We start from the raw sequence: 25,822 nt of genomic DNA, 5'->3' as shown, positions 1-25,822 counted from the left end.
CGTCCGGTAATTGATTGGAATGCTGTCCGGCTTCAGATCGGAACGCTGTCCGGATTTTGATCGGAATCCCGTCCGGTTAATTCCTGGAATCCGCAGGTTGCCGCGTTCGCCCAGTTTTTCGGCCATTGGATCCACTCGATTCTGACTGAATGAAACACCCTTCACGCAGACATCTACGCTTTAGGGAGAGCACGAAAAACGGGCGGCGAACGCTGCAACAGCCTTTGCTCGCGTCCCAGGTTTGAAAGGTCCGTCGGCGCTTTGCTTGTCGCCGACGACGTCGGCAACAAGGTGTGGCGTGTTTCACCTATGAAGTGAGGCGGTCCGGCCGCGCGCTGGTTCAGGCGAGCTGGCGGATCGTCGGCTCGCGCTCGAAATAGCGCTTCGCAGCCGCCGTCGGAAAACTGCCGTCGAGAGGGACCACGCCTGCATCGACGCCGATGCCGGCTCTTTCCAGCAACAGCAGCCCTTCCTCGCTGTATCCGATGGCTTTGAGATGACCGAAGGCGTCCATCACCCACTGAATTGCTGCGGTCTCCCGGCTAAGGCTTTGGGCCCCTTCGTTTGAAACCAGCACGGCCACGGCGTCGAATATTTGCGAGGGCGATCCCGCAAGCTGTCCGTCAGCCCGGATGGTCTTGCCGTCGGAAAGTTGGACCTTTCCGACCTTTAGTGCAACCACGAACGCTGTAGCGCCCGCTTTGGCGATCGCATCCTTCAGTTTCTTCAGCGCGCCCGCGTCCGAACCATCAGCAATCAGGATCCCGACCTTCCGGCCATCGATCGTGTCCAGCATGTTGTCGTGGATCGACAAGGCGGGCGAAGGGGGCAGGTCAACCGGCTCGCGCGCCGTCGGATTGATCTTCGGGAGCTCGATCCCAAGGCCATCGGCGACACGCTTCGCCAGAGTTTCGTCGACGTTCAAGAGGTTGCCGATCATCCTAGGCGGGACATGCGCGAGACCGACCTTTGACAGCTCGAACACGAAGGATGACGCGATGTGGGCCTGCTCGGACTGCGTCTGCGACCTCCAGAATAGCCGCGCCTGGCTATAGTGATCTGCGAAGAGTTCGGCACGCACGCGAAGTTTGTCACCTTGCTCCTGCTTCCCCGTTGCTCCTTGCACCGTCTTGAAGCCGGTGACGGGGCATTCGCGTGGGCCGCCATCCTCGCCCGCAACGGAAAGGCTGTTTGGCTCGTAGTTCGCCCGTCCTTTGGGGACCGTCATTTGCATCATGCCGTCGCGCTGAAAATTCATCATCGGACATTTTGGCGCGTTGATCGGCAACTGATGGAAGTTCGCCGTTCCAAGCCGAGATTTCTGCGTGTCGAGATAGGAGAACAAGCGACCCTGAAGCAACGGGTCGTTGGTGAAATCGATGCCCGGAACGATATTGGCCGGACAGTAGGCGACCTGCTCGGTCTCGGCGAAGAAATTGTCCGGGTTTCGGTCAAGGACGAGCCGCCCGACGATTTCGACCGGCAGGATCTCCTCGGGAATGAGCTTGGTCGCATCAAGCACATCGTACGGAAGCTTGCTGGCGAATTCCTCGTCAAACAGCTGCACGCCCAATTCCCATTCCGGGAAGTTGCCGCTCTCGATCGCCTCCCAAAGATCACGCCGGTGATAGTCGTTGTCAGCCGCCTGCAACTTCAGCGCTTCATCCCAAAGCGTCGATTGAACGCCCAGCTTGGGCTTCCAGTGGAATTTGACGAAGGTTGACTCACCCGCATCGTTGACGAAACGGAACGAATGGATGCCGAACCCCTGCATCATCCGATAGGACCGTGGGATCGCTCGATCGGACATCGCCCACATCAACATGTGCGTGCTCTCGGGCATCAGCGAAGCGAAATCCCAGAAGGTGTCGTGGGCACTGCCGGCTTGGGGAAAAGCGCGGTCTGCTTCCATCTTCACCGAATGAATGAGGTCCGGAAACTTGATCGCGTCCTGGATGAAGAACACCGGAATGTTGTTGCCGACCAGGTCCCAGTTGCCTTCCTTGGTATAGAATTTCACCGCGAAGCCGCGGACATCGCGTGGCGTGTCGACGGATCCAGCACCTCCGGCAACTGTGGAGAAGCGCACGAATACAGGCACCTTCTCGCCGACCCGCTGAAACAGGTCGGCCGTCGTCACGTCGCTCAAGCTCGCCGTCAACTCGAAGTAGCCGTGCGCTCCCGAGCCGCGGGCATGCACAATTCGTTCTGGGATGCGCTCGTGATCGAAATGAAAGATCTTCTCGCGCAGAACGAAGTCTTCGAGAAGCGCCGGTCCCCGGTTTCCGGATTTCAGGCTGTTTTGATTGTCAGAAATGTGGGCGCCCTGATTTGTCGTCAGGTGGGCCTCGGCAGCGTGACGCCCCTTTTCAGGCACGCGTTGGTGGGTTTCACCGCCAAGTCCCCGATCGGTGTCGAATGCCTTCTTGTCGGCCATACTGTAAACCTCCTCGTAATGACGCAACCACCTGCCAGGCACCGTTGCGATGCCGCTCAAGATCGATGAGGGTCCGGTAAGGTGGGCGAGCTCAAGCTGGTAGAACCGTTTTGGCGTGCGCTGGGTTCCGTGATCGAGACCTGTTTGTGCACCTCGACGGGTTTTGGGCTCTCGGCTTCGGTGCGGGAAAGGGGGCAGATCGCTTGGAGGGGCAGCGGAAGGCGAAGAGCTCACCGTCCGGGTCCTGGTGGCCGAGAATTTCCGCAGACAGGATCTCTGCGGCAATCTGGCTGAAGGTGATGCCGTTTCCGCCATAGCCCATAGCCGCATAGACCTGGTTGAAGCCCGGAACGGCTCCGATCATCGGCAGTCCGTCCGCAGTCGTGCCGAAGGCTGCGGCCCATTGGTAGTCTGGCTCCTCGATCGGAATATTCAGGAGCGCCGACAGTTTTTTCCTAAGCGTCCGGGATTTCGCGCCGAGCTTGACCGGATCCTGAAAAGACGTGGCATTGTCTTCGTCCTCGCCCCCGACAATGATGCGGCCATCCGGCGTCGATCGAAAATAGAGATAGGGATCCGAGCCTTCCCACACGAGATAGTCGGTCAGCCATTTCGGCCGGGGATGATGGGGGCGCGTTGCGAACGCCCAGGTGGAGACGTTCCGATGACCCGGATTGGCCACGGCATCGAGGAACTCATAGCCGGTGCAAAAGACCACATGCGTCGCCTGAATGATCCCGCCCTTGGGCTCTGATGCATCGCAACGGCGGGGGCCGGAAGTGATGCCTGGTTCGACCACCACGGCTTCGGCGCCGCTGGCTCCGCTGGAAATGCGCGGCAACGTTCACAGGCATATCTCCCGTCGAAGTCCCGCTACGCACGTTCTGTGGTGGCGGAGCCCGCGCCAGAGAGTTCCTCCCGATCGACGCTCCGGGGGAGACGCCGCCCGCTTGATGATCACGAGATTGGCGGTGTATTGATGTCGCAAAAAGGACACTGCGACACCACAATCCCTGGAATCGGCTAGGAAAGCGTCACCAGATGCTTCACTATGGTGCTAATTTAGGCGGGACTGCGAATAGCAGTCGTCTGCCGAGCGAAATCGCTTGGGAAAGAGAGGCATGAGGCTAAACAGAAGGAGAAGTTGTTGAACTGGCAGAAACGGTTCAGTGAAGAACGGTCTGAATTGACCCCTGTGTCGTCAATGCGCGGTTTTTGGGGGCTCATGGGTGCGTACTGGCTTTCCGAGCGGTGGAAGGAGGCCTGGGCGCTGGCAGCCATAATTGTCGTACTCACCGCGCTATCGGCCATGGCGAGCGTTTGGTTCGCCGAAGCGTCAGGCGATCTCATCAGCGGGATCGCGTTCCTTCATCACCCGCAAAACCCGTCTACCCTTCGAGCGCTCCTAAACAGCGCCGCAACTCTTGTTGCCATTGTCGTCCTCAAGGAGATTGGCTTTATTGCTGTGCGGCACTACTTCTCGACGACACTGCATCGCAAGTGGCGAGCCTGGCTCGACGAGCGCTTCAACAGCGCGATCCTCGACAGCAATCATACCCATTTCCACCTCCAAAACGGTGCCGCGGAAGCGTCACCTTCGGCAGCGGCGGTGCCCGACAATCTGGACCAGCGTATTCAGGAGTCGATCAAGGGCCTGACCGGAGGCGCCATCGGCCTTGCGATGGGGATCGCCGGCGTAACCCTCTCGCTTTACTTTGTCGGCGGGAAAATCATCGCGAACTCGACGGAAATTACCGGTCTGGAGTTTTTGGGGACCTACGCCAGCGCCTGCCTGACATTTGCGGCGGTTCTGGCCTACGTTCCGCTCAACACCTTTCTTGCAGTCAAACTCGGAGCGATCCTGCAGCGGCTGGATGTCAGGATGCAGTGGGCAGAAGGAAGCTACCGGCGTGAGCTTGCAACGCTCCTGAATAGGAGCTTCCACGTGGCTGCCTCTCAAGGGGAGGGCGTGCAAAAGCGCATCAACAGGCAGCGCTATGATGAAATCGACCAGACCTGGGGCAGCCTGAACGTCGTGACCGCGGGCTATATGGGATTTGAGCTCGTCTACAATTTCTTTTCCTCGCGCATCATCGCCTATGCGCCGGGGCTCCTTCCCTATGCCGAAAGCAGGATCAGTCTCCAGGGATACGTCACGGGAGCCGAACTTGCGAATGCGGTCATCAACGACTGTTCCTGGTTCATTCACGTCATGCCCGACATAGCGCGGCTGCGAGCGAACGCGAAGCGCGTGACAGACCTTGCCGAGGCAATCGAGCAAGCCCAACTTCCAAAGGAGTTCTACGCGCGTTCGGGATGCTCGCAGTTGCGTTACCGACACCAGGAGGCGCGGTTCGGCCTGACCATACAGGACGTCGAGCTCATGCATCCCGGCGCCGCCGAACCTTTTGTTTCGACTGAGCGGCTGCGTGTGGCCCGGGGCGAGTGGGCATTGCTCCTGGGAGAATCGGGAAGCGGCAAGTCGTCGTTGCTGAAAGCGATCAGTGGCCTTTGGCCTCATGGACGAGGAACCATCATTCTGCCCAGGGACGTGCGCACGCTCTATGCTGCACAGGACGTCTATTTACCGTCGACGTCGCTCAAGGAGTTGACCTGTCTGCCTGACCCCACGCAGTCGTACCATGATGTGGACGTCGCGCGGATCATGGAGGAAGTCGGGCTTGCCGATTTTGCAGACGACCTCGCCAAGTTGGGCCGGGCGGGTCAGACTTGGGATCAGCTGTTGTCCGGGGGGCAAAAGCAGAAGCTCATACTCGCGCGCATCCTCCTGCTGCGACCGGAACTTCTCCTCCTCGACGAACCGACGAGCGCGCTGGATCTGCAGGCCAAAAGCTCGTTTCATGCCACCATTCGAACCCGGTGTCCTGGAACGTCGGTGATCAGTGTGATGCACACGTCCTCGACGCCGAAAACGTCGCAAGGCGACGAATTGTTCGACAGCGTGCTTTCGATCACGCAACGAACGGTCATAAAGGGGCCGGTGACCGAACAGACACTGTGGCCGAGGGGCTTGAGCCGCCGGGAGAGGTTGCCGGAAGACTTTCCCGCCGAATAATGGTCCTCGTCCGTGGCGCCCGGGACCGGACAAGCCGGTTGACGGGTTGGCGCTCACCTAAAGGTCCCGGCTCGCAACATTGCCCTTGGCCTTATCGTTCTTGCGATCGCCTGGTGAGGGTGGCGGATGGTGTTTCGCCGAAGTGCCGGCGGTAACTTTGGGCGAACCTGCCGAGTTCGAAGAAGCCCAGCTGGGTCGCGGCGCTCGTCACAGTTTGCGAGCCGGAGGCGGACAACAGCAGTTGCCGGACAGATTCGAGGCGGCGTCGCGTCGCATAGGCGTGCGGCGAGCAGCCGTAAAACCGCTTGAAAGTCTTCTGGAGCGAGCGGACCCCGATGCCCGCGGCAGCGGCAATCTCTTCGACGCCGAATATCTCGGTCAGGTTTGCGTCGATCCAGTCACGTGCCCGTTCGGCCTGAATCTGGCTGCTCTCGCAAACGGGATGACTTTCCATCGGTGCCGTTTCCGCCAGGCACTCGACAAAGAGGCTTAGCAACAGACGCTCAGCATGCAGTCGCGGTTTTCCGGTCCCCGATAGCGGGGAGCCTTCGTTTTCCATTTCCCTTGCGATCCAGGCGGTCAGCGACCTCAGCGTCGCGAGATTATGGGAGGGCTTCAGGCTGCCAAGCCAATCCACGTAATCGGGCAGCTTGCGAAAGCGCTGTGTCATCGCACTCCTGACGCAGTGTCCGTCGAGGCTCAGCAACAGAAGCTGAAACGGACTGATTTGCATGGAGAGGTCCATGCCGGGGCAATGGACCGCAGCCGTTGTCCTGTCCGACACGAAGGTGCGCCCTTTCACAACGTGTTCGATGCGTCCATCTTCGTGAAAGAACATGCGGAAGTGATCGGATAGCGGGCCTTGCGCCTTGAGGTCGACGGCGCAGTCGAGCTCGACATATGAAAGCTTGATCTTATCGCCGGCAGCCTCATTCCAGCGCAACCCATAGCGACCATTGCTGATCGTGCTGTGGTTTTCCTCCCAGATCTGGCTTGCGAACTCTTCGCCTTCGTCCAGATCCGTCGTCGCAAACAGCCGATGTTGATGCAAGGGTTCCAGGTCCAGCCCTCCCTCAGCTTGAATTGCTTTTCGTATCCCTTGAAAGGGCCTAAGCCTCGAACCTTCCCTGTGCAGACAGAGATAGCAGCACAAGCATCGCCCGAAATTCGAAGGATTGGTCAGGAAGCGCTCTGTCCACTATTCTCGCTGACTCCTCGGTTATGGTTCGAAGTTCTTCCTCTCCAGCAACTTGGACCAGCACTTTGACTGCCTCAACTGTAGCGCTGTTCACTTTTTTGTCAGCGAAGTCGGCAAGGACGGCAAGCGTGGCGTCCTGTTCGAGGGCTTTTTCAGACATAAGCAGACACGCCTCGGCGCCAACGTGCGACAGCGCGGCGGCAAGCTCCGCCCAGCTAAGCGATGATCCGGGGCCGACGGCGTCGCGGCAAACGAGCACAACGTTCCGGCGGAGCCGGTCCCAGTCGGCTTCTCCGAAATGGTTCCGAAAATCCGGATGGACCACGTTTTCCTCCATCGGCAATGACGCATTGTCGGCCCCTTAGCTGTCGGGCGCTGTGCAAAATACGAACGCTGCCGCATTCGCAAATCGCATAGCGATGGCTGTGTTCGTTCCCCTACGCTCCGCTCGGACGTTTGCCGGGTTTTGCCTGAAGCGTCCGGTCCAGGAGATCAATCAAGTACAGAGGCAGGGACTAGATATGAAGAAGCACCTTTTCAGAACAGCATCCGTTGTGACGCTCCTGGCGGTAGCGCTGGCGCAGCCGGTCTTCGCACAAGAGGATGTCCGCAAGGACGCAACCGAAGCGACCAAGTCCGCGAACGACCAACTGCTCAAGCAGCTCCCGTTCAGCGACACCAGCGATTTCGACGACGCCAAGCGTGGCCTGATCGCGCCCCTCCCCAACGAACTGATCAAGGGCGAGAGCGGCAACCCGATCTGGAACCCGGAGCAATACGGTTTCATCAAGGAGGGCATGGAGGCCCCCGCCACGGTCAACCCCAGCCTGTGGCGACAATCCCAGCTCATAAACCTCAGCGGCCTGTTTGAGGTGACCGACGGGATCTATCAGGTGCGCAATCTCGACCTCTCGAACATGACGATCATCGAAGGCAAGGAAGGTATCACCGTCGTCGATCCGCTGGTTTCGGCCGAGACAGCGAAAGTGGCAATCGACCTCTATCGCAAGCACCGCGGCGACAAGCCGGTGAAGGCGGTGATCTACACCCATAGCCATGTCGACCACTATGGCGGCGTGCGCGGGGTGGTCTCCGAAGAAGACGTCGCTGCCGGCAAGGTGAAGATCTATGCGCCGGAAGGTTTCCTCGAAGCGGCGGTCGCCGAAAACGTGATGGCCGGTACGGCGATGAGCCGGCGCGCCAGCTACATGTACGGCAATCTGCTCAGCCCCGATCCGAAGGGGCAGGTGGGTGCGGGTCTCGGCACCACGACCTCGGCCGGCACCGTAACCCTGATTGCGCCGACCGACATCATCACCAAGACCGGCCAGAAGGAGACGATCGACGGGCTCACCTACGAGTTCATGATGGCGCCGGGCTCGGAAGCGCCTTCGGAAATGCTCTGGTTCATCGAGGAGAAGAAGGCGATTTCGGCCGCCGAGGACGCCACCCACACGCTGCACAACACATATTCGCTGCGCGGCGCCAAGATCCGCGAGCCGCTGCCCTGGTCGAAATACCTCAACCAGGCGCTCATCATGTGGGGCGACAAGGCGGAGGTGATGTTTGCCCAGCACCACTGGCCGACTTGGACCAATGCCAAGGTGGTCAACCTGCTCGAAAAGCAGCGTGATCTCTATCGCTACATCAACGACGAGACGCTTCGCATGGTCAACCACGGCATGACCATGCGGGAAATCGCCGAGACCTTCAAGCTGCCCCCGAGCCTCGATAATTTCTGGGCGAACCGCGGCTATTACGGCTCGATCTACCACGACGTCGCTGCCACCTATGTGCTCTATCTCGGCTGGTTCGACGGCAACCCCTCGACGCTGCATGAGCTGCCGCCGGTCGAGGCGAGCAAGAAATACGTCGAGTACATGGGCGGCGCCGACGCCGTGCTCGAAAAGGCCAGGAAATCCTTCGCCGACGGCGACTATCGCTGGGTGGCGCAGGTCGCAAATCACGTGGTCTTTGCCGATCCGAACAACCAGCCGGCCAAGGACCTTGTCGCCGATGCACTGGAACAGCTCGGCTATCAGGCCGAATCCGGTCCCTGGCGCAACTTCTATCTCACGGGTGCGAAGGAACTGCGCGAAGGCGTGAAGAAGTTGCCGACGCCGAACACGGCAAGCCCGGATACGGTGAAGGCGATGTCGCTCGACCTGTTCTTCGACTATCTCGGCGTGCGGCTCAATGCGGAAAAGGCGGCTGGTGCGAGCGCCACGTTGAACTTCGATTTCGGCGATACCGGTGGCAAGTATCTCGTGCAGCTTGAAAATGGGGTCTTGAACAACACCAAGGGCGCGCAGGCAGAGAAAGCCGACGCCACGGTAACTTTGAAGCGCGAGGTCCTGGATAATCTGGTGCTCGGGTCGACGACCCTCGACAAGGCAGTCGCTGCCGGCGAGATCAAGGTGGATGGCGACGGCACCAAGCTAACTCAGCTCGTATCAATGCTCGACAACTTCGACTTCTGGTTCAACATCGTCACGCCGTAACCGCAAAGTCGCCGCATGCTCCATGGGCGCGCCATTTGCGAAGTGGCGCGCCTCTTCTGATCAAGAGTACGGATTGGACGCTTGAAGTGATCGGGATCGACCCAAAGCGGGCGTCCGCCGCTGCTGGGCGACACGAAATCGGCCGCGCGTTTCGACCATATCGACAATCTCGCCGACGGGCTTTGCGTTTTCCTGACGGCTGGGACAGCCCCGCAGGAATGGCAGAAACGGCGATCGCAGGGCATCTGTGGGCTTTGCCACCCTATCGGTCCCGGCACATTTTTGCGAGTTTTCCCCGGAGATAGGTCGTGGCTTCGAGGACCACGGTTCCTTCGCAGTCGACCATGGCTTCCCAGACCCTGTTGCCGAGACGGCATTGCACCCGGTTGAGGTCGCGGTGCTCACCACAAGCGTGCTCGACCGCGACGCTGATCAGACCGAGATTGCGATATCGCTCGAAATCGTCGCTGCTAAGACCGAGCTGATCGGCGACATAGCCCGGTTGGACGAAGAGATCCGCCGAAGGAGGCGGGGTGAGGCCTCGCCATATCTTGCGCGTCATGAGGCGCGCTCTCTCAGCGGCACTTTGGCCGGAGGAAGCGTGACGCTGTTGCGTGCCCGAACGGGCCATACCATTGCAGATCGAAAATCCCTGTTGTGGCAACGTCTTTCAACATGCGCCCTCGCTATGACACGATTGAAAAATAACAATCGCGAGCGCGGCCAGTTGTGGCTTCCATCGAAGTCGGTATTTTGGCCGCGCTCGCGAAGCTCCCCCACGGAGTTGGATCGATTATATATCATGTCATGATATAAATAAAGGATGCGTTCGATGCCTTCCAACGTTCGTGCAAAGCCCGCGGTTTCAGTGTCCGGGGCCACTCCAGGTGAGCCGCTCGACCCCGGAGTGTTCAGCGGCCTTGCGGGGGTGAGGTTGGCAATGCGGCGGTTCCTGGCCAGCAGCGAGATCGAATTGTCTCGGGCAGGCATTACCTCTCAGCAATACCAGGCGCTTTTGGTGATCAAGGCCGCGCAAGAGAACAGGATCCGCATGCGAGAGCTTGCCGACGAGATGCTGATGCAGCACAACAGTGCTGTTCAGCTGGTCGACCGGCTTGAGACCGCCGGCCTCGTGGACCGTGCACCATCGCCCACCGACAAGCGAAGCGTGCTTGTCGGTTTGACCGCATTGGGCGAGGTGGTTATTGACGCCTTGGCCAGAAGGCATCTGCTCGCCATGCTCGCCAACGAACCCCTCTTGGCCGAATCGTTGACCCGCCTTCGCGAGCTTGCGCAAAAGCGCTAGGCGCGCGCGACCGCACTTTTTTAAGGTTCACCGGGCGTGTGTTGCTATCCTTGCACCCGGCCCACCAGTCATTTTTCTTCCGGCGTCTGGCTGGCCTTCTGGGAGGCACGCCGCGCCCGGATGGCCGCTGCCAAGAAGACGCGCGACAAGCCGTGATAGAGCGGATCGCGCGACAGCGTTCGCGACGTGATATACCCAATCATCGAAACCGCCATGATCGACATGACCGCCTGGTGAGCGCCCGTCATTTCAAGGATGATGACGAAAGCTGTCATTGGGGCCTGCACGACCCCTGCAAAGTAGCCGGCCATGCCGAGAATCGCTCCAAGACCGATGCTCGTGCCGAGGATCAGGCCGATCGTGCTTCCAAAACCGGCTCCGACCGAGAGCGACGGTGCAAAAATGCCGCCGGGTATCGTCGAGATCATCGAGAGGAAGCTCGCGACGAGTTTCTGAATGAAAAAGAGCGGCGGCGCCGGATTGCCCTCGATCGCATGCGGCGCGTGATCGTACCCCGTCCCGTATGTCGCTCCGCCCGAAGATATGCCGATCACCGCGACGCCCAATCCGCAAAGGCCGGCCAGAACCATCGTCCGCCTCAACTGGTCAGGCTGGGTCCAGCGCCGGATGCGCTGGCCCAGATGGAGAGCAAGACCACTGAAGCCCGCCCCGAGCGCTCCTCCGCCAATGCCGCAAACGATGATCAAAGCCCAATCGCGCACATGCGCTGGAGCAACGCTTGAAACCCCAAAGTAGGTGTAGCTCCCCGAAAGACCGAGTGCGGCCAGCCCTGACAGGATGACGGCACTCAGCACCACTCCATTCGACCGGGATTCGTAAGCGCGGCTCATTTCCTCGATTGCAAACAGGATTCCGGCCAAGGGCGTGTTGAACGCCGCCGCTATTCCAGCCGCCGAGCCCGCAAGTATGAGACCGCGTGCGTGCGGGAGTTCGCCGAAGCGAGCGGCGGCAAGCATGATCGACGCCCCGACCTGAACCGTTGGGCCTTCGCGCCCGATCGAGGCGCCGCAGGAAAGTCCCAGTATGGTGAGAACGATCTTCCCGAATGCGATCCGCAGCGACAGGAGAAAAGGCCGCTCCGTTTCGTCCAGATGGCGCGCGGCGATCGCCTGCGGGATCCCGCTTCCTTGCGCGTTGGGAAAGAACTTTATCGCGAGATAGGCTGACAGGATGAACCCGAAAGGCGTTATTGCGAGCGGCGCCAAGTGCGTCCATCGGCTCGCTGATGTAACACTCGCGAACGCCGCTTTTGCAAGGTCTGCAAGTTTGGCGAAGCCGACACTGACAACGCCGATCGCCACGGCTCCCGACCAAAAGACAAGCCTTGTCCGCCACTGGCCGCGCGAACCCAGTACGACCTTGGAACGGCGCAGGATTTTCGGTTGACGCTTGGGATCGGGCATGGGGCGTTTCCGGCTCGGTTTGCGCGGCAAGCTGTTGAGCTTTGTCGGCAGGGTTTGATGATTGAAAGGGAGAATGGAGGATTGGCCGCGTCACACGCAATCGCTCTCGTTTGCGCGGCTGCGACTCGGTTGCGCTTTGCTCTGCAGCCGTTCAGGACGAACCGCTTCTAGCAAAGCTTCTCAAAGCCTCGTAAAGGATTGTTCCTCGAGCGTTGGTTGTCGCTTCAAACAGCCGGCTTCCCAGGCTGACCTTTATGTGGCGCAGGCCGGGACGCAGGTGCCGGTCCTTGTTCACGCGCACCGAAACCAGACCCAGATGGTGATACCGCTCGAAATCCTCCAGCGATATCCCGAGTTGATCGGCAATGTACGCCCGCGTCACGTTGACATCGTCCGGCAGCGGGGGGGGCAGAGCCTGCAACGCCTCCTGCCTGTCATGGGCGAGCCTTTGAACGTCGGACAGTGCACGAGCCCCGATGGCCAATGGCATCCAATCCACTAAGGGCGAGAAAACGCCTGACCGGTAAGGGCGGGCTCCACTCTATCTGGTTGAAACACGGCAAGCCTCTTCTCACGCCTCGGTTTTCGCCTTCGCGACCGTGATGACCTGCTTGTAAAGGCTGGGCCATCGCGCCGGCGGATCTCTCCTCCCTGTGGTGTGTATGCTCATATGTCATGCCGTGATACAAAGGTCGAGCTGGCGATTCGACCGATTGCGGCCAATCTTGCGGGTGACCGGGACCAAAGGCATGTCGATCGATCGTGAACGGAGTTGATCGAACCCCCCAACACCCCAAGCTCATTGTTGAGATAAGGTCTTGAAGATCGACCGATATGTGGGGTGCGACGGACATCATGAGGCGGTCCTTTTGGGAGGAGCTCACACAAGGGAACCGGTAGGGAGGGGCAATGCAGATCGATGAATTTCACTGGTAGCGAGACCTGATCATCAAGGCACCGTGTCGCGACGGACGATCGGCACTTTTGACAATCGCCGAAGATCTTTCTGAGCGGACCGGCCTCCAGCCCAAGGACTTGCTTCTACCTCTGGAGGCGCGCGAAGCCCTCTGCTCCACCGGTTTTGGGGGAGGATTTGCCCTGCCACATGCGTTGGTGCCGGGTCTGCGCTCGCCAGCGAAGGTGCTCATGACGCTTCGCCATGGCATCGAGTTCGGATCGCCTGATGACGCACTCGTCGACATATTCCTGGCCGTGCTTTGGCCCAAGGGCGAGCACCAGAGTTTCCTGCCCGCACTCGCCAAACTATGCCGGCCGTTCAGGTCGGTGCGCGTTCTGGAAGGGTTGCGAGGCGCTCAATCCAAGACAGAGGCGATGATGGTCCTGCAGGTGTTCGCCAGCTCAGACCGCTTGCCCTCGGCGTCGCGAAGCGTCGTCGGCGAAAAGGCGATGTAGGCAGTGGCATCGCGCCATACGGCACTGCGCTGCGAACGGGTAACCAGTGCCGCCTTAAATGTCGGATTAACCGCATTTCCCGGTTCACAATCCCGTGAGATTTTGGCGATTTGGGGTGGGATTCGTGGTTTTTTTGTGGCTAAAATACGCCTGTGCACGAAATGATATACTGCAGAAGGCGTGTTTTTGAGATGAAAATTTAGAGATTTCCGGATCTTTGGCCCGCCGCGTTCTGCGGCGGGTCATTCTTTCGCCGGCCAGTCTGGGATCAGAGTTGCGGCGATTTGGGCGGCCTGTTCAATTCGGAACAATCAGGGTCGGATCGGGCCCATGGTCATCGTGCAGCCCTGCCGCCGATGACAAGCGCTCGCTACGGCGACCCGTTTGCCCGCCTCTTGTTTCCTCCAACGCGATGGCTCGCTTACCTCATGATCTTTTCCCTCGTACGCGTTTTAGCGCTTTTCATCTCTCTTTTTGCCGCAGGGATGACGCCCGCGCTTGCTCAGCAAACTCAATTGCCCGGGGAAGCGGCGCAGTCGTCAGATCCTTCCAGGCTGCAGGAACTGATCGACGTGCTGCGAGACGATCGCGAGCGAGAGGCTTTCCTCGATGAATTGCAGAAGATTTCCCGCGGGCGTAGCGGCGAAAACGTGGAAGATGTAGCGCCCGATGTCACCGGCAACTCGCTCGGAGCACGGGCAGCGGACGTTACCCGGCGGTTTGCCGAGCACGCTGTCAAAACGGCAGCGGTATTCGCGGCACAGCTGGCTTCGGCCCCCGCGACACTTTCAAACCTGAGTGGCGGCGAAGGAGAGGTGCTCTTGCGCACCTTGCGTGATCTCGCCCTCGTCATCGTCGTGACCTACGGGCTCTTCGCGATCTTGCGCCTTTGCACACGTCGTGTCGATCGATCGTTCGGGCGACGGGCTGCAACAGCCGGTGTTATTGAAAAGTCGATGCTGATCGCAGCGTCCGCCGCCCTCGATGTCGGAATCGTCGTTGCCGCCTGGGGTGGAGGATATCTGGCTGCGCTGACGGTCTTTGGCGAAATCGGGCGGATGGATGTTCAGCAGACCCTCTATCTGAACGCGTTCATGATGGTTCAGCTGGCAAAGGTCGCAGTCAGAACCGTGTTGTCGCCATCGGCCGGCGAGCTGCGGCTCCTTCGTGTGTCCGATGAGGCCGCCCGCCGAGCCAGCCGAATCCTTGCCTGGATCATCAGCATTCTCGGCTACGGCCAGTTGCTTCTCCAGCCTATCCTGTCGCAAACCGTTTCTGCTGCTTCCGGCCAGGCAGCATCGGCGCTGGTGGCTCTCGTCGCCCTCATCACGGCGATTTCGGCAACGGTCGCCAACCGCAGGTCCGTCACGCAATGGCTGTTGTCGACGCCTGACCATTCCGCACGACGTCGTCAGGTCCGTTTTATCGCAGCACGGTGGCATTGGCCCGTTCTTGCCTATCTGACATTCCTGTTTTTCGTCGTTCTGATCGGGCCCGCAGAGCGGCTGTTTCTGGTGCTTTCCGCAAGCGCCCAGGCGATCGTCGCAATCCTTCTCGGCCTCGTCGTTGCCGATTGGCTGGCCCGCGCCGTGACCAAGGGCGTGCGTCTGCCAGAAAATGTCAATGAGCGGCTTCCTCTGCTCGAGCGGCGCGTGAACGGTCTCGTGCCGCGCTTCTTGACGCTTCTTCGCCTGATGATATTGGCCGCGGTCCTGGCGATGGTCGTCAGTGCCGTTGGCTTGTTCGATGTGGTCGGCGCGCTGCAATCGCGCGTTGGCCTGGCGTTCACCGGTTCGCTTGCCTCGGTTCTTGCCATACTGCTCTTTGCCTATTCTGCCTGGCTCGCTCTCACATCATGGGTCGACTATCGTTTGAACCCGGCTTTCGGCTCGATTGCAACCTCGCGGGAAACTACGCTTCTGACGCTCCTTAGAAACGCCGCCACGATCGCGATCGTCGTGGTGGCTCTCATGTTCTCGCTGTCACAGCTTGGGCTCGACATCGCGCCGCTCTTGGCGTCCGCGGGCGTTCTCGGACTTGCGATCGGGTTCGGCGCGCAAAAGCTCGTGCAAGATGTCATAAACGGCGTCTTCATCCAGCTGGAGAACGCAATCAATGTTGGCGACGTGATTGCGATTGGCGGTACGACCGGTACGGTCGAACGCCTGACGATCCGGTCGGTCAGCCTGCGCGACGTGCACGGCGCCTACCACATCATCTCGTTCTCGTCGGTCGATATGGTCACCAACCACATGCGCGACTTCTCGTTCCATGTCGGCGATATCGGCATTGCATACCGTGAGGATGTCGAGGACGCCCGCGCAGCGCTCGTCGATGCATTCCAGGAGCTGCGATCAGATCCGGACTTGAGCGCTTTCATTCTCGCAGACATGGAGTGGTTCGGGGTCCAGAGCCTGGGCGACAGCGCCGTCATCCTTCGTGTGCGCATCAAGACGACGCCGGGCAAGCAGTGGGCGGTTGGACGGGCGCTCAACGGCGCGGTCAAGCGGGTTTTCGACGCCCGTGGCATCGAGTTGCCGTTCCCGCACCAGACGATCTATTTCGGCGCGGATAAGAACGGAGAGGCGCCACCGGCGTTCGTCGCCATGGCAGCCTCGAAGCTGTAACCGGGTGCGTTGACGAGCGATAGACGCTATGTAAGGTCCGCCTCGATCTCGCCGCCGGCTCCAAGTGGCATAACCACGTCTTGAATTCAGGCGCGAGCGTTGCGCTCGCGTTCGACAAGCAGTTTCATGTACCGCCGTCGGACGTGGTCGATCGACAGATCGCCCGCAATCCAGAGCCTCATGAGAGCCTTGAACTCAGCGTCTTCGTCGATCATGAACCCGTCGGCTCGCCATTTGGCGATGACGCGATCAGCGATTTCTTTGCGGGTGGGCAAGCCATCTTTCCTTCGTTGGGTACTCGTGTGCCACAGCTATATTGGTCGATCTCGCTCCCCAGAAAGCCTCAAACGCGGCAGTTCGGAAGCTGTCCGACGGGGCTTCTTCATCCCGCCAGTGTATCAGCAAAACTCAAAATTCTTTCCGCGGGCGGCAGCTTGTTCAAGCCTCCCCATTGAGTGTCATCTCGACCATCGTCGGGCGAAAGCCGGCAGCCGCAAACAACCGTTGTGCCGCTTCGTTCCTGTGCGCCGTGGAAAGCACGATCAGGTTTGCGCCTTGCCCCTGCAGCTCTGCGATAGCAGCATCAAGCAGCATCCGGCCGATGCCCTGACTTCGACTGTCGGGCTCTACGAAGAGATCGTGAATGACGCCCGCTGGACCTCGAAGCGCCATGTAGTCGTGTCCCTCGAGAGATCCATATGCGTAGCCAACAATCCTCGTTTCCTGTTCGGCGGCAAGGAGCACCACATCGGGCGCCTCAAGCTGACTGCGCAGCCATCGAGCATAGGAAGCTTCCGTACCGGCTCCCGTCGCCATGAAGCGGTTTGGATCCCATTGTGATGCAACGCCATCACAAGGTCCCGTACCTGCCGAGCACAGGCACGTCGTCATCGCGGGCGCCTCTGATCGTGATCGTAGGTGGCATTTTGCGGCGTGATCCATCGATTGTGTTGACGAGACAGCGTCGTATCTTAAACGGCGGCGCGGCGGCTCAACAACTCGATCTCTTCCGTCAGGCTTCCTTCGTCAACGGCATGTCGTGCAAACGGGCGTTATCAAGCCAATGGCTTGTTGCCGTGATGTCCTGGACGCGCATGATAGTGGGCAGGAACCCCTGTCGTCGCCATCCCAGCCTCCAGGCATGCGCCGATGAACGCCTCGCGCGCGACTGCTGGCGGGAGGGAATGGTTGAGCGCAGCCCGGCACGTCACGATGGCTCGTTCATAGTTCTGTCCGTGCCGTATCGGCCATTCATGTTCCAGAAAATCCAGCGCGTCGTAGACCGATGCAAAAATGCGGTTCGCGCCTGACTGCAGACGAACAGATATCGGAACAGTCCAAGGCAATTCAGGAAGGCGCATAATGTCCTCCTTCCGCGGGCTAATGGTTTGAAAAATTGATATAAATTATGAGTGAAACTATACAGCCGTAAGGCCCGTCCTTCAACGTCGATACAGTAGTCATCTCGGGCGGTGCGCCTAGTACATTCGAACTGAAAAGCAGAGGTCAGAAATGGTTTGCGCTCTGGTGATGTGCGCGGATCATGAGGATGTCCGTCGGCGTGGCGCAGCTTGATATATTAGCAAAGCCGTACCGGAATTGCCGAAAACGACCTTCCTTGGGGGGAGCATCATTCGTATCTGGATGCATGGGCTTGGCCCACGGAGTTCTTCTTCCCCGCGTTCAGAGAGCCATCTGGGTGCGAGCCTTGCCCCGCCTTCCCCGGCGGGGCTTTCTTTTCAATCTTTACGGCTGGCCATTGTCGGGACGCGAAGGCCTTCGCCCCCTCGGCAGGGCCAAGATGCGTCGAACCCTGATCAAACGCGAGGTGTGTGAAAGCATGAGAAAGCTGGTCGCAGGAAAGCTTCACGGCATCCACGTCACTGAAGCAAACCTCAACTATCATGGGTCGATCACGCTTGACCCTGATCATTGCGAGGAAGCGGGCATCCTGCCGATGGAGTTCGTCGAGATCTGGAACAAGAACTCAGGCGCCCGCATCTCAACCTATGTCATCCTCGGTGAGCGCGGTTCCAGATGCTGCATCCTCAATGGTGCGGCCGCACGGACCTGCCAGCCCGGCGACCAGATCATCATCTGTAACTCGGTCTATCTCGACGAAAGCCGGCTCACCACGTTGAAGCCGAAAATCCTGACCTTTGACGAGAACAACCATGTTCGCGATCGCCTAAGCTACTCGGTCAGGGTCGATGCATCAGGCAAATACACTTTCGAAATCCTCGACGAAGATAAGACGGCATTGCCGATACCGCTCATGGTTTCCGGCAGCTGATTACGCAGAGGCCGCAGCGTCTGCTGCCGTTGCGCGACCGACCTTTCGTTTTCCTCAAAGCGCGAAGGCGAACTGCGGCGCGATTTCGGGTTTGGCGCTCTCAAGCGACGAAAGGGTCACGCCCAGCAGCCGGATGCCTTTTTGAGCAGGAAAGAGCGGCGACAGCAGCATCGTTACGATCGCAGCAAGCTCGGCGGCGCCCGCGATCGGGGCCGCGGTTGTTTTGCTCCGGGTGATCTGCGTGAAATCCGCCCACTTCACCTTGAGGGTCGCGGTCTTGGCACCAATGCCGTTCGCCTCGCAGTAGCGCCAGACCTTTTCGATCAAGGGTTCGAGGCCAGTCCTGGCAGTTTCGAAATCATGCACGTCCACGGAGAAAGTGTCCTCCGCACCGATGGATTTGCGCACCCGATCAGCTTTGACCTGGCGCTCGTCGACGCCGCGGGCGATCCAGTAGAAGTAGGGCCCCGATTTTCCAAAGTGCTGGCGAAGGAAGGCGACATCGTGGCCTTTCAGGTCGGCGCCTGTTTCGATGCCGAGTTTGTGCATGCGCTCGGCGGTCGCAGGGCCCACACCATGAAACTTCTTGACGGGCAGAGCCTCGACAAAGGCAGGACCATTCTTCGGGGTGATGACGAAAAGGCCGTCCGGTTTTCTCTGGTCAGACGCCATCTTGGCGAGGAACTTGTTGTAGGAAACGCCGGCCGAAGCCGTCAGCCGGGTCTGCGCCTTGATCTTTGCGCGGATCTCCTCGGCAATCTCGGTCGCAAGCTCCATTCCCTTAAGGTTTTCCGTGACGTCGAGATAGGCTTCGTCGAGCGAAAGGGGCTCAATCAGAGGCGTATACTCGGCAAAGATCGCATGGATCTGCTGAGACACCACGCGATAGGCATCGAAGCGCGGTTTCACGAAGATCAGGTCCGGGCATTTTCGCTTGGCGGTAACTGAAGGCATGGCCGAATGAACGCCGTACTTTCGCGCCTCATAGCTTGCCGCCGCGACCACGCCGCGCGCCTCGCCGAAGCCGACCGCAATGGGAAGCCCGCGAAGCTCCGGATTATCCCGCTGCTCCACCGATGCGTAGAAGGCATCCATGTCGACGTGGATGATCTTTCTCGGGCGCTCGAAGCGTTCCATCAGCGATCACTCGCCCTTAGGCTGGTCATAGCAGCAGGTCTTCTTCGGGCAGGGCGGCAGGTGGCTCGACGACAACCAGCATGTTGCCCGGAAGCGGTCGCTGCAGGTGTTTTACTTCGTCCCAGGCGCCGGTGAGCCAGAGGTCCACCTCATCCGGTGTCGTCAGAATGACTGGCATGGCCTTCTCATGGATTGGTGCGACGATCTCGTTCGGCGACGTTGTGAGGAAGCCGAAGAGCTCATATTCGCGTTCACCATCGCGCACGCGCCTTACACCTTTCCACGGCGTCCAGAAACCCGCAAAGAACATCAGCGGCCGATCCTTGGTCCCGGCAAACCAGGCGTTCGGGATCTTCCCTCCGGGGACCTTGGCCGCCGGATCGGGCTCGGCAAAGGAAGTGAAGGGGACGACGCAGCGACTGGTCGGGCCGAGCCAGCGCCGCCAGTGTGCAGACTTCAGATTGCGAATGTTGGTAACGCCAGGATCGTAGTTCTTCACGACCTCTGGCGGAGACGGCATACCCCAAGTGACGCGCGCGATCTCGCGCTCTCCGCCTTCACCTACGCGAACGACCGGCGCCTGATAACCTGGATAGACGTCGTAGGAAGGCTGGTTCCAGCCGGCCTTGTCGCGGAAGGCCTTGGTGAAGGCAATCACGGCATCGCGTGTCGTCGTGATATTGTAGAGATTGCACAAAGTTCCAGTCTCCCGTTTCACCCTTGCACCATATCGGCGACTGCTCGTCTCTGCCGCTGTTCATAAAGCGCCCGGTCCATCCGATCCGCGCGAAGTCGCATGCTTCCACGCGTCAAGATCGCAATCAACAGGTCCGCTCCTGAACTCCGTTGACTCGGAACTCAAATGGGAACAAATAGGGAACATATCAACAGGAAGCACTAATGCAAAGCCCCCAAGGAGTGGTTCTTTCCAAAATGCCACGTCCGGTCCTCGACAATACCCTCGTCTCAGAACTTCGCGATCGCATCCAGCGCATCGAAGGTACAAGTGGCCGTGGGCGAAAGGTCTTGCCGTTTGACGTTTCCGAGATCGATCGGCGCTTGCCGGGTGGGGGGCTTGCACTCGGCGCCCTGCATGAAGTCGCCGGCGGCGGCAACGGTGCCATTGACGGCGCTGCGGCGGCGCTCTTTTCGGCGGGTATCGCAGGTCGCACGAAGGGCAAGGTGCTCTGGTGTATGACGCGACCAGATCTTTTCGCGCCAGCGCTGGCGCAGGCGGGATTGTCTCCAAGCCGCGTCATCTATGTGGAGGCCGGCGACGAAAAGGCGCTTCTCTCCTGCATGGAAGAGGGACTTCGCCATGGTGGGCTCGGTGCCGTCGTCGGCGAGCTTGCCCGCCTTCCGATGAACGCCTCGCGCCGCCTGCAGCTTGCGGCCGAAGGCTCAGGAACAATTGCGCTTGCGATCCGTCGTTGGCGACGCCAGGCGGAAGCTTCGGATTTTGGGCAGCCAACGGCATCGGTCACACGCTGGCGCGTGTCCGTTCTGCCGTCCTCGCCCTTGCCGGTTCCAGGTGTTGGCCGCGCGCGTTGGCTGGTCGAACTCATCCGCTGCCGCGCCGGCGAAAGTGCAGATTTCGAAGTGGAGGCCCCCAGATGCCAAGGGTCGTATCGCTCTTCCTTCCGAGCTGGCCCACGGATCGCTTGAGGCGCAAGCTCGGCGACGCAGCGCCGCCGGCTGAGACGCCGCTTGTCCTCGTTGGCCGCACACAGCGTCGGCGCGTGGTGCTCTCGGTGAATGCCGCGGCGATCGCCGCCGGTTTGAGACCCGGCATGGCGGCCACAAAGGCCCAGGCGCTGGTGGCTGGCCTTGTTGTCATGGACGCCGATCCAATTGCGGACGTGCAGGCGCTTGAACGCTTGGCGCTCTGGGCGCTGCAGCGTTACGCGCCGATCGTTGCGGCCGATCCGCCCGATGGCCTCGTGATCGACACATCAGGTGCCGATCACCTGCATGGCGGCGAAGAGCTGATGCTATCGGGCATGGTCAACCGTTTCTTCGGATCCGGCATCGAGGCTCGAGCGGCGATTGCCGATACCTGGGGGGCGGCGCACGCCGGCGCCCGGTTTGTCGCGCGGCCGACGCACGTCACGGCGCCGGGAGGACAGCGGGAACTAATTGATAAACTACCGATCACAGCTCTTCGTCTCGATCCCGCAGTCGTGCATGGCCTTCGCGTGCTCGGCTTCAACACGATCGCTGAGGTGGCCGGCGTGCCGCGAGCGCCGCTTGCGCTTAGATTTGGGCCCGAGCTTGGCCGCCGTCTCGACCAGGCCCTGGGAAAAGTCGCCGAGCCGATCGATCCGGTCCGCACGCCTGAGCTTATTGAGGTCCGCCGATCGTTCGGTGAGCCGATTGCTGCTGCCGAGACGATCGCGCGCTATGCGGCCAAGCTTGTGGGTGCGCTCTGCCGGGGACTGGAAGAAAAGGGCCTTGGTGCCCGCCGCGCCGATCTTCTTTTCCACCGGGTCGACAACACCTATCAGGCGATCCGCGCAGGCACCGCGACGCCGGTTCGGGACGTCAAGCGCTTGACGCGGCTCATCACCGATCGCATCGAGACGATCGACCCCGGTTTCGGTATCGAAATCATGTCGCTGACGGCAACCCATACCGAGCCGCTTGTCGCAAGCCAGGTCATCTCCTCGCTGGTCGAGGAGCCGGAAGCCGATGTTTCCGGCCTGATCGATATCCTCGGAAACCGTATCGGCGCACGGCGGCTCTACCGCTTCGCGCCGGTTGCAAGTGACGTGCCCGAGCGCTCCATCGATCGCATCGCTCCGATGGCGCCAGACGATGGCCTCGCCTGGCCCGGCCATTGGCCAAGACCGGTTCGCTTGCTTCTCCATCCCGAACCGATCGAGACGATGGCGCTGCTTCCCGATCATCCGCCGGTCAGTTTCACCTGGCGCGGCGTGCGCCGGCGGGTGAAACGCGCCGACGGGCCTGAACGCGTCTTTGGCGAATGGTGGAAACGCGATGCCGAGCTCGTCGCCGTGCGCGACTATTTCCAGGTCGAAGATGACGCCGGCGAGCGCTACTGGATTTTTCGTGCGGGCGACGGCGAACACAGCGAGACCGGCAGCCACAAATGGTTCCTGCACGGGATCTTCGGATGACGAGCCCACACTATGCCGAGCTTCAAGTGACCTCGCATTTCTCCTTCCTGCGCGGCGCGTCTTCCTGCGAAGAGCTCTTTCAGCGTGCCGCGGAGCTCGGGCTCGACGCGCTGGCGATTGTCGACCGCAACAGCCTCGCCGGCATCGTGCGAGCGCACCAGGCGGCGAAGGACGTCGGGGTGCGGCTGGTCGTCGGCTGCCGCCTCGATCTCGATGACGATCTTTCCATCCTCGTCTATCCGACCGACCGGCCCTCGTATGCGCGTCTTTGCCGGCTGCTGTCGCTCGGCATGAAGCGCGGCGGCAAGGCGAAATGCCGTCTCGGCTGGTCCGATCTGGTTGCCTATGGCGAGGGCCTGATCGCGGTCCTTCTCCCGGATGCGGCGGATGAGGACTGCGCTCTCAATCTTCGGCGCCTGAGGCAATCCTTCGGCGATCGCGCCTACCTGGCGCTGACGCTCCGCCGGCGGCCGAACGACCAGCTGCGCCTTCATCAGCTCTGCAATCTGGCGGCATCGATCGGCGTGCCGACGGTCGTCACCAACGACGTGCTGTTTCATGTGTCGGAGCGGCGAATACTCCAAGACGTTGTCACCTGCATTCGCCACAACATCACGATCGACGAGGCAGGCTTCCGCCGCGAGCGGCACGCGGACCGCTACCTGAAGCCGCCTGAGGAAATGGCGCGTCTCTTTGCCCGCTACCCGGAAGCCCTTGCCCGCACCATCGAGATCATGGATCGGTGCCGTTTCTCGCTCGACGAGCTCGCTTACCAGTACCCCGAGGAGCGCTCTAATCCGGAGCTGACGGCGCAACAGACTCTGGCGCAGCTCACCTGGGAGGGCGCCAAATGGCGCTATCCCGAGGGCTTGCCAGTCAAGGTCAAAAAGAACCTCGAGCACGAGTTGCGACTGATCGAGAAGCTTCAATACGCGCCCTACTTCCTGACTGTGAACGCGATCGTGCGCTTTGCCCGCTCAAAGGACATTTTATGCCAGGGCAGGGGATCGGCTGCCAATTCGTCCGTCTGCTATGTGCTCGGCATCACTTCGATCGACCCGGATACAAACGATCTGCTTTTCGAACGCTTCGTCTCCGAGGAGCGCCGCGAACCGCCCGATATCGACGTCGACTTCGAGCACGAGCGCCGCGAGATCGTCATGCAATGGGTGTTCGACACCTATGGCCGCGACCATGCGGCCCTTTGCTCGACCGTGATCCGCTATCGCTCGAAAGGCGCCATCCGCGATGTCGGCAAGGCGCTGGGACTTCCGGAGGACATGACGAAGATGCTGTCGTCGCAGGTCTGGGGCTGGGGCGAGGATATCGGCGAAAAACATGCCGAGGAGCTCAATCTCAACCTGTCCGATCGGCGCCTGCGCCTCACGCTCGATCTCGCCCGCCAGCTGATGGGCGCGCCGCGTCACCTGTCGCAGCATCCGGGCGGCTTCGTTCTGACGAACGATCGCCTCGACGAGCTCGTCCCGATCGAGCCTGCGGCCATGGCCGACCGGCAGGTGATCGAATGGGACAAGGACGATATCGATATCCTGAAATTCATGAAGGTCGATTGCCTAGCGCTCGGCATGCTTTCGTGCATGAAGCGCGGCTTTGACCTGCTCGCCGAGCACAAGGGCATCAACCTCGATCTCGCGAGCATCCCGGCCGAAGATCCGCGTACCTACGCGATGATCCGGCGCGCCGACACGCTCGGCACCTTCCAGATCGAGAGCCGCGCGCAAATGTCGATGCTGCCGAGGATCAAGCCGCGCACCTTCTATGATCTCGTCATCGAGGTGGCGATCGTGCGACCCGGTCCCATCCAGGGCGACATGGTGCACCCGTACCTTCGTCGGCGCGAAGGCAAGGAGGCGGTCGTCTATCCGAAGCCCGAGCTGGAGCAGGTGCTTGGCAAGACGCTTGGCGTACCGCTCTTCCAGGAGCAGGCGATGCGCGTCGCCATCGAATGCGCCGGCTTCACGCCGGGCGAGGCCGATCAATTGCGCCGCGCCATGGCGACCTTCAAGCATACCGGCGGTGTGTCGAAGTTCGGCGAGAAGCTCGTCCGGGGCATGGTCGCAAACGGCTATGAGCCGGACTTTGCCATCAAGACCTTCAAGCAGCTCGAAGGTTTCGGCAGCTATGGCTTTCCGGAAAGCCATGCCGCGTCCTTCGCGCTCATCGCCTATGCCTCCTCCTGGCTGAAATGCTGGCATCCGGACGTTTTCTGCGCAGCGCTGTTGAACGCCCAGCCGATGGGCTTTTACGCCCCGGCCCAGATCGTGCGCGACGCGCGCGATCATGGGGTTCAGGTTCGCCCGGTCTGTGTGAATTCAAGCCGCTGGGATTGCACGCTTGAGGCAACGAGGGATGAAAGCCGCTTTGCCGTTCGCCTTGGTCTTCGCATGGTCAAGGGGCTGGCGAACGCTGACGCCGCGGCGATCGTTGCCGTGCGCGACGAAAGACCTTTCGAGACCGTCGACGATCTCTGGCGCCGGGCAGGCGTTCCGGCCGCCTCTTTGGTCCAGCTTGCAGAAGCCGATGCGTTTCATCTGTCGCTGAGCCTTGCGCGACGCGAGGCGCTCTGGGCAATCAAGGCGTTGCGCGACGAGCCACTGCCGCTCTTTGCCGCGGCCTCTGAGCGTGAAAGCCGGACCGTCGCGGAACTCGATGAGCCGTCGGTGGCGCTAAGGCCGATGACGTCGGGCGGCGAAGTGGTCGAGGACTATGGGCATGTCGGGCTGACGCTACGCAACCATCCGCTTTCGTTCTTGCGCGCGGATCTCACGAAGCGCCGCATCGTCTCCTGCCGCGAGGCGATGCAAACGCGGGACGGAAAATGGCTGGAAGCGGCAGGCCTGGTGCTCGTACGCCAGCGGCCGGGCTCCGCCAAGGGCGTCATGTTCATCACCATCGAGGACGAAACGGGCATTGCCAATCTGGTTGTCTGGGCAAAGACCTTCGAGACGTTTCGGCGCGTGGTCTTGGGTGCCGGCATGCTCGGCGTTTATGGCCGGATCCAGAAGGAGGGCGACGTAGTTCATCTCGTTGCCCATCGGCTGACCGACCTATCCGGCGAGCTTGCAAGCGTCGGCGATCGGGACGCCAGTTTTCCGCTTCCGCATGGAAGAGGGGATGAGTTTCATCGTGGGGCGCCGGCGCCCGATCCGCGCGGGCTGCCGAAGGGGCCGCGGCCGCGCGATATCGTCGATCCCTATATGCATCTCGATCAGATCAAGGTGAAGACGCGGGATTTTCGGTGAGGCGAGCGAG

20 protein-coding genes and 1 pseudogene are annotated in these 25,822 nt (G+C 60.6%); 9 read left to right on the top strand and 12 right to left on the bottom strand.

What is annotated here, in order from left to right; all coding sequences use genetic code 11:
• Window positions 1–340: 340 nt before the first annotated feature.
• Entirely contained in the window at window positions 341–2,437 is a 2,097-nt protein-coding gene (locus M2267_RS28520; RefSeq protein ID WP_429119286.1) for a catalase, read from the bottom strand.
• A gap of 91 nt (window positions 2,438–2,528) precedes the next feature.
• Window positions 2,529–3,278, bottom strand: a complete 750-nt coding sequence (locus tag M2267_RS28515; protein ID WP_429119285.1) for an NAD(P)/FAD-dependent oxidoreductase — start codon at window positions 3,276–3,278, stop codon at window positions 2,529–2,531.
• A gap of 306 nt (window positions 3,279–3,584) precedes the next feature.
• On the opposite strand from M2267_RS28515, the gene M2267_RS28510 reads away from it, so the two are divergent.
• Window positions 3,585–5,513, top strand: a complete 1,929-nt coding sequence (locus M2267_RS28510) for an ABC transporter ATP-binding protein/permease (protein ID WP_429119284.1) — start codon at window positions 3,585–3,587, stop codon at window positions 5,511–5,513.
• A gap of 91 nt (window positions 5,514–5,604) precedes the next feature.
• Here the strand turns inward: M2267_RS28510 and M2267_RS28505 are convergent, their stop codons facing one another.
• Complete coding sequence (locus tag M2267_RS28505; protein WP_429119283.1) at window positions 5,605–6,564, bottom strand: helix-turn-helix domain-containing protein; 960 nt, start codon at window positions 6,562–6,564, stop codon at window positions 5,605–5,607.
• Window positions 6,565–6,622: 58 nt separating this feature from the next.
• The gene (locus M2267_RS28500) at window positions 6,623–7,036 is read right to left on the bottom strand and encodes a hypothetical protein (protein WP_429119281.1); all 414 of its coding nucleotides are present in this window, start codon (window positions 7,034–7,036) and stop codon (window positions 6,623–6,625) included.
• A gap of 196 nt (window positions 7,037–7,232) precedes the next feature.
• Here M2267_RS28500 and M2267_RS28495 point away from each other — a divergent pair, with 196 nt between their 5' ends.
• Window positions 7,233–9,212: an alkyl/aryl-sulfatase gene (locus M2267_RS28495; protein WP_429119279.1), complete on the top strand. Its 1,980-nt coding sequence runs from the start codon at window positions 7,233–7,235 to the stop codon at window positions 9,210–9,212.
• 262 nt (window positions 9,213–9,474) lie between these two features.
• Here the strand turns inward: M2267_RS28495 and M2267_RS28490 are convergent, their stop codons facing one another.
• Window positions 9,475–9,774: a hypothetical protein gene (locus M2267_RS28490; RefSeq protein WP_429119277.1), complete on the bottom strand. Its 300-nt coding sequence runs from the start codon at window positions 9,772–9,774 to the stop codon at window positions 9,475–9,477.
• 270 nt (window positions 9,775–10,044) lie between these two features.
• Between M2267_RS28490 and M2267_RS28485 the strand changes: the two genes are divergently transcribed.
• On the top strand, window positions 10,045–10,518 hold the full coding sequence (locus tag M2267_RS28485) for a MarR family winged helix-turn-helix transcriptional regulator (RefSeq protein ID WP_429119275.1): 474 nt from the start codon (window positions 10,045–10,047) through the stop codon (window positions 10,516–10,518).
• 68 nt (window positions 10,519–10,586) lie between these two features.
• On the opposite strand, the gene M2267_RS28480 is transcribed toward M2267_RS28485, so the two are convergent.
• Both M2267_RS28480 and M2267_RS28475 read right to left on the bottom strand, forming a co-directional pair.
• The gene (locus M2267_RS28480) at window positions 10,587–11,942 is read right to left on the bottom strand and encodes a chloride channel protein (protein ID WP_429119273.1); all 1,356 of its coding nucleotides are present in this window, start codon (window positions 11,940–11,942) and stop codon (window positions 10,587–10,589) included.
• A 151-nt stretch (window positions 11,943–12,093) separates the two neighbouring features.
• Window positions 12,094–12,432, bottom strand: a complete 339-nt coding sequence (locus M2267_RS28475) for a hypothetical protein (RefSeq protein ID WP_429119271.1) — start codon at window positions 12,430–12,432, stop codon at window positions 12,094–12,096.
• A gap of 452 nt (window positions 12,433–12,884) precedes the next feature.
• Here M2267_RS28475 and M2267_RS28470 point away from each other — a divergent pair, with 452 nt between their 5' ends.
• On the top strand, window positions 12,885–13,355 hold the full coding sequence (locus tag M2267_RS28470) for a PTS sugar transporter subunit IIA (protein ID WP_429119290.1): 471 nt from the start codon (window positions 12,885–12,887) through the stop codon (window positions 13,353–13,355).
• Between the two features lie 515 nt (window positions 13,356–13,870).
• The gene (locus M2267_RS28465; protein WP_429119269.1) at window positions 13,871–15,982 is read left to right on the top strand and encodes a mechanosensitive ion channel domain-containing protein; all 2,112 of its coding nucleotides are present in this window, start codon (window positions 13,871–13,873) and stop codon (window positions 15,980–15,982) included.
• A gap of 86 nt (window positions 15,983–16,068) precedes the next feature.
• On the opposite strand, the gene M2267_RS28460 is transcribed toward M2267_RS28465, so the two are convergent.
• From M2267_RS28460 to M2267_RS28450, 3 genes are all read right to left on the bottom strand, one after another.
• Window positions 16,069–16,257 (bottom strand): hypothetical protein, encoded by a 189-nt coding sequence (locus M2267_RS28460; RefSeq protein ID WP_429119267.1) that lies wholly within the window; start codon window positions 16,255–16,257, stop codon window positions 16,069–16,071.
• Window positions 16,258–16,420: 163 nt separating this feature from the next.
• Window positions 16,421–16,798 carry an N-acetyltransferase family protein gene (locus tag M2267_RS28455; RefSeq protein ID WP_429119266.1) on the bottom strand — a complete coding sequence of 126 codons (378 nt, stop codon included), beginning with the start codon at window positions 16,796–16,798 and terminating at the stop codon, window positions 16,421–16,423.
• A 239-nt stretch (window positions 16,799–17,037) separates the two neighbouring features.
• The gene (locus M2267_RS28450) at window positions 17,038–17,343 is read right to left on the bottom strand and encodes a DUF982 domain-containing protein (protein WP_429119264.1); all 306 of its coding nucleotides are present in this window, start codon (window positions 17,341–17,343) and stop codon (window positions 17,038–17,040) included.
• 479 nt (window positions 17,344–17,822) lie between these two features.
• Between M2267_RS28450 and panD the strand changes: the two genes are divergently transcribed.
• A complete protein-coding gene (panD, locus tag M2267_RS28445; protein ID WP_429119263.1) occupies window positions 17,823–18,275 on the top strand; it encodes an aspartate 1-decarboxylase in 453 nt (150 codons plus the stop codon).
• Window positions 18,276–18,329: 54 nt separating this feature from the next.
• On the opposite strand, the gene dinB is transcribed toward panD, so the two are convergent.
• Together dinB and M2267_RS28435 are read right to left on the bottom strand one after the other, a co-directional pair.
• Window positions 18,330–19,412, bottom strand: coding sequence for a DNA polymerase IV (gene dinB, locus M2267_RS28440; protein ID WP_429119261.1), 1,083 nt, complete (start codon window positions 19,410–19,412; stop codon window positions 18,330–18,332).
• Between the two features lie 25 nt (window positions 19,413–19,437).
• On the bottom strand, window positions 19,438–20,109 hold the full coding sequence (locus M2267_RS28435; RefSeq protein ID WP_429119259.1) for an SOS response-associated peptidase: 672 nt from the start codon (window positions 20,107–20,109) through the stop codon (window positions 19,438–19,440).
• Window positions 20,110–20,345: 236 nt separating this feature from the next.
• Between M2267_RS28435 and M2267_RS28430 the strand changes: the two are divergent.
• The 3 genes and pseudogenes from M2267_RS28430 (at window position 20,346) to M2267_RS28420 (ending at window position 25,812) form a co-directional block, all read left to right on the top strand.
• Window positions 20,346–21,111, top strand: a pseudogene (locus M2267_RS28430) (ImuA family protein).
• On the top strand, window positions 21,026–22,549 hold the full coding sequence (locus tag M2267_RS28425; RefSeq protein ID WP_429119257.1) for a Y-family DNA polymerase: 1,524 nt from the start codon (window positions 21,026–21,028) through the stop codon (window positions 22,547–22,549). The pseudogene M2267_RS28430 and the gene M2267_RS28425 overlap by 86 nt, the downstream one beginning before the upstream one ends.
• A complete protein-coding gene (locus M2267_RS28420) occupies window positions 22,546–25,812 on the top strand; it encodes an error-prone DNA polymerase (protein WP_429119255.1) in 3,267 nt (1,088 codons plus the stop codon). Before M2267_RS28425 ends, M2267_RS28420 begins: the two co-directional genes overlap by 4 nt.
• Window positions 25,813–25,822 lie beyond the last annotated feature (10 nt).

Origin of the sequence: Ensifer sp. KUDG1, assembly GCF_050434285.1 — a bacterium.
In the GTDB taxonomy this organism is placed as follows: domain Bacteria; phylum Pseudomonadota; class Alphaproteobacteria; order Rhizobiales; family Rhizobiaceae; genus Ensifer.
This window is presented reverse-complemented; position numbering and strand designations above follow the sequence as displayed.

Excerpts from the sequence above, each read along its gene's own strand:
- M2267_RS28520 (WP_429119286.1), bottom strand. The coding sequence starts at position 2,437 with ATGGCCGACAAGAAGGCATTCGACACCGATCGGGGACTTGGCGGTGAA.
- M2267_RS28495 (WP_429119279.1), top strand. The coding sequence starts at position 7,233 with ATGAAGAAGCACCTTTTCAGAACAGCATCCGTTGTGACGCTCCTGGCG.
- M2267_RS28490 (WP_429119277.1), bottom strand. The coding sequence starts at position 9,774 with ATGACGCGCAAGATATGGCGAGGCCTCACCCCGCCTCCTTCGGCGGAT.
- M2267_RS28485 (WP_429119275.1), top strand. The coding sequence starts at position 10,045 with ATGCCTTCCAACGTTCGTGCAAAGCCCGCGGTTTCAGTGTCCGGGGCC.
- M2267_RS28480 (WP_429119273.1), bottom strand. The coding sequence starts at position 11,942 with ATGCCCGATCCCAAGCGTCAACCGAAAATCCTGCGCCGTTCCAAGGTC.
- M2267_RS28475 (WP_429119271.1), bottom strand. The coding sequence starts at position 12,432 with ATGCCATTGGCCATCGGGGCTCGTGCACTGTCCGACGTTCAAAGGCTC.
- M2267_RS28455 (WP_429119266.1), bottom strand. The coding sequence starts at position 16,798 with ATGGCGACGGGAGCCGGTACGGAAGCTTCCTATGCTCGATGGCTGCGC.
- M2267_RS28450 (WP_429119264.1), bottom strand. The coding sequence starts at position 17,343 with ATGCGCCTTCCTGAATTGCCTTGGACTGTTCCGATATCTGTTCGTCTG.
- panD (WP_429119263.1), top strand. The coding sequence starts at position 17,823 with ATGAGAAAGCTGGTCGCAGGAAAGCTTCACGGCATCCACGTCACTGAA.
- dinB (WP_429119261.1), bottom strand. The coding sequence starts at position 19,412 with ATGGAACGCTTCGAGCGCCCGAGAAAGATCATCCACGTCGACATGGAT.
- M2267_RS28425 (WP_429119257.1), top strand. The coding sequence starts at position 21,026 with ATGCCAAGGGTCGTATCGCTCTTCCTTCCGAGCTGGCCCACGGATCGC.
- M2267_RS28420 (WP_429119255.1), top strand. The coding sequence starts at position 22,546 with ATGACGAGCCCACACTATGCCGAGCTTCAAGTGACCTCGCATTTCTCC.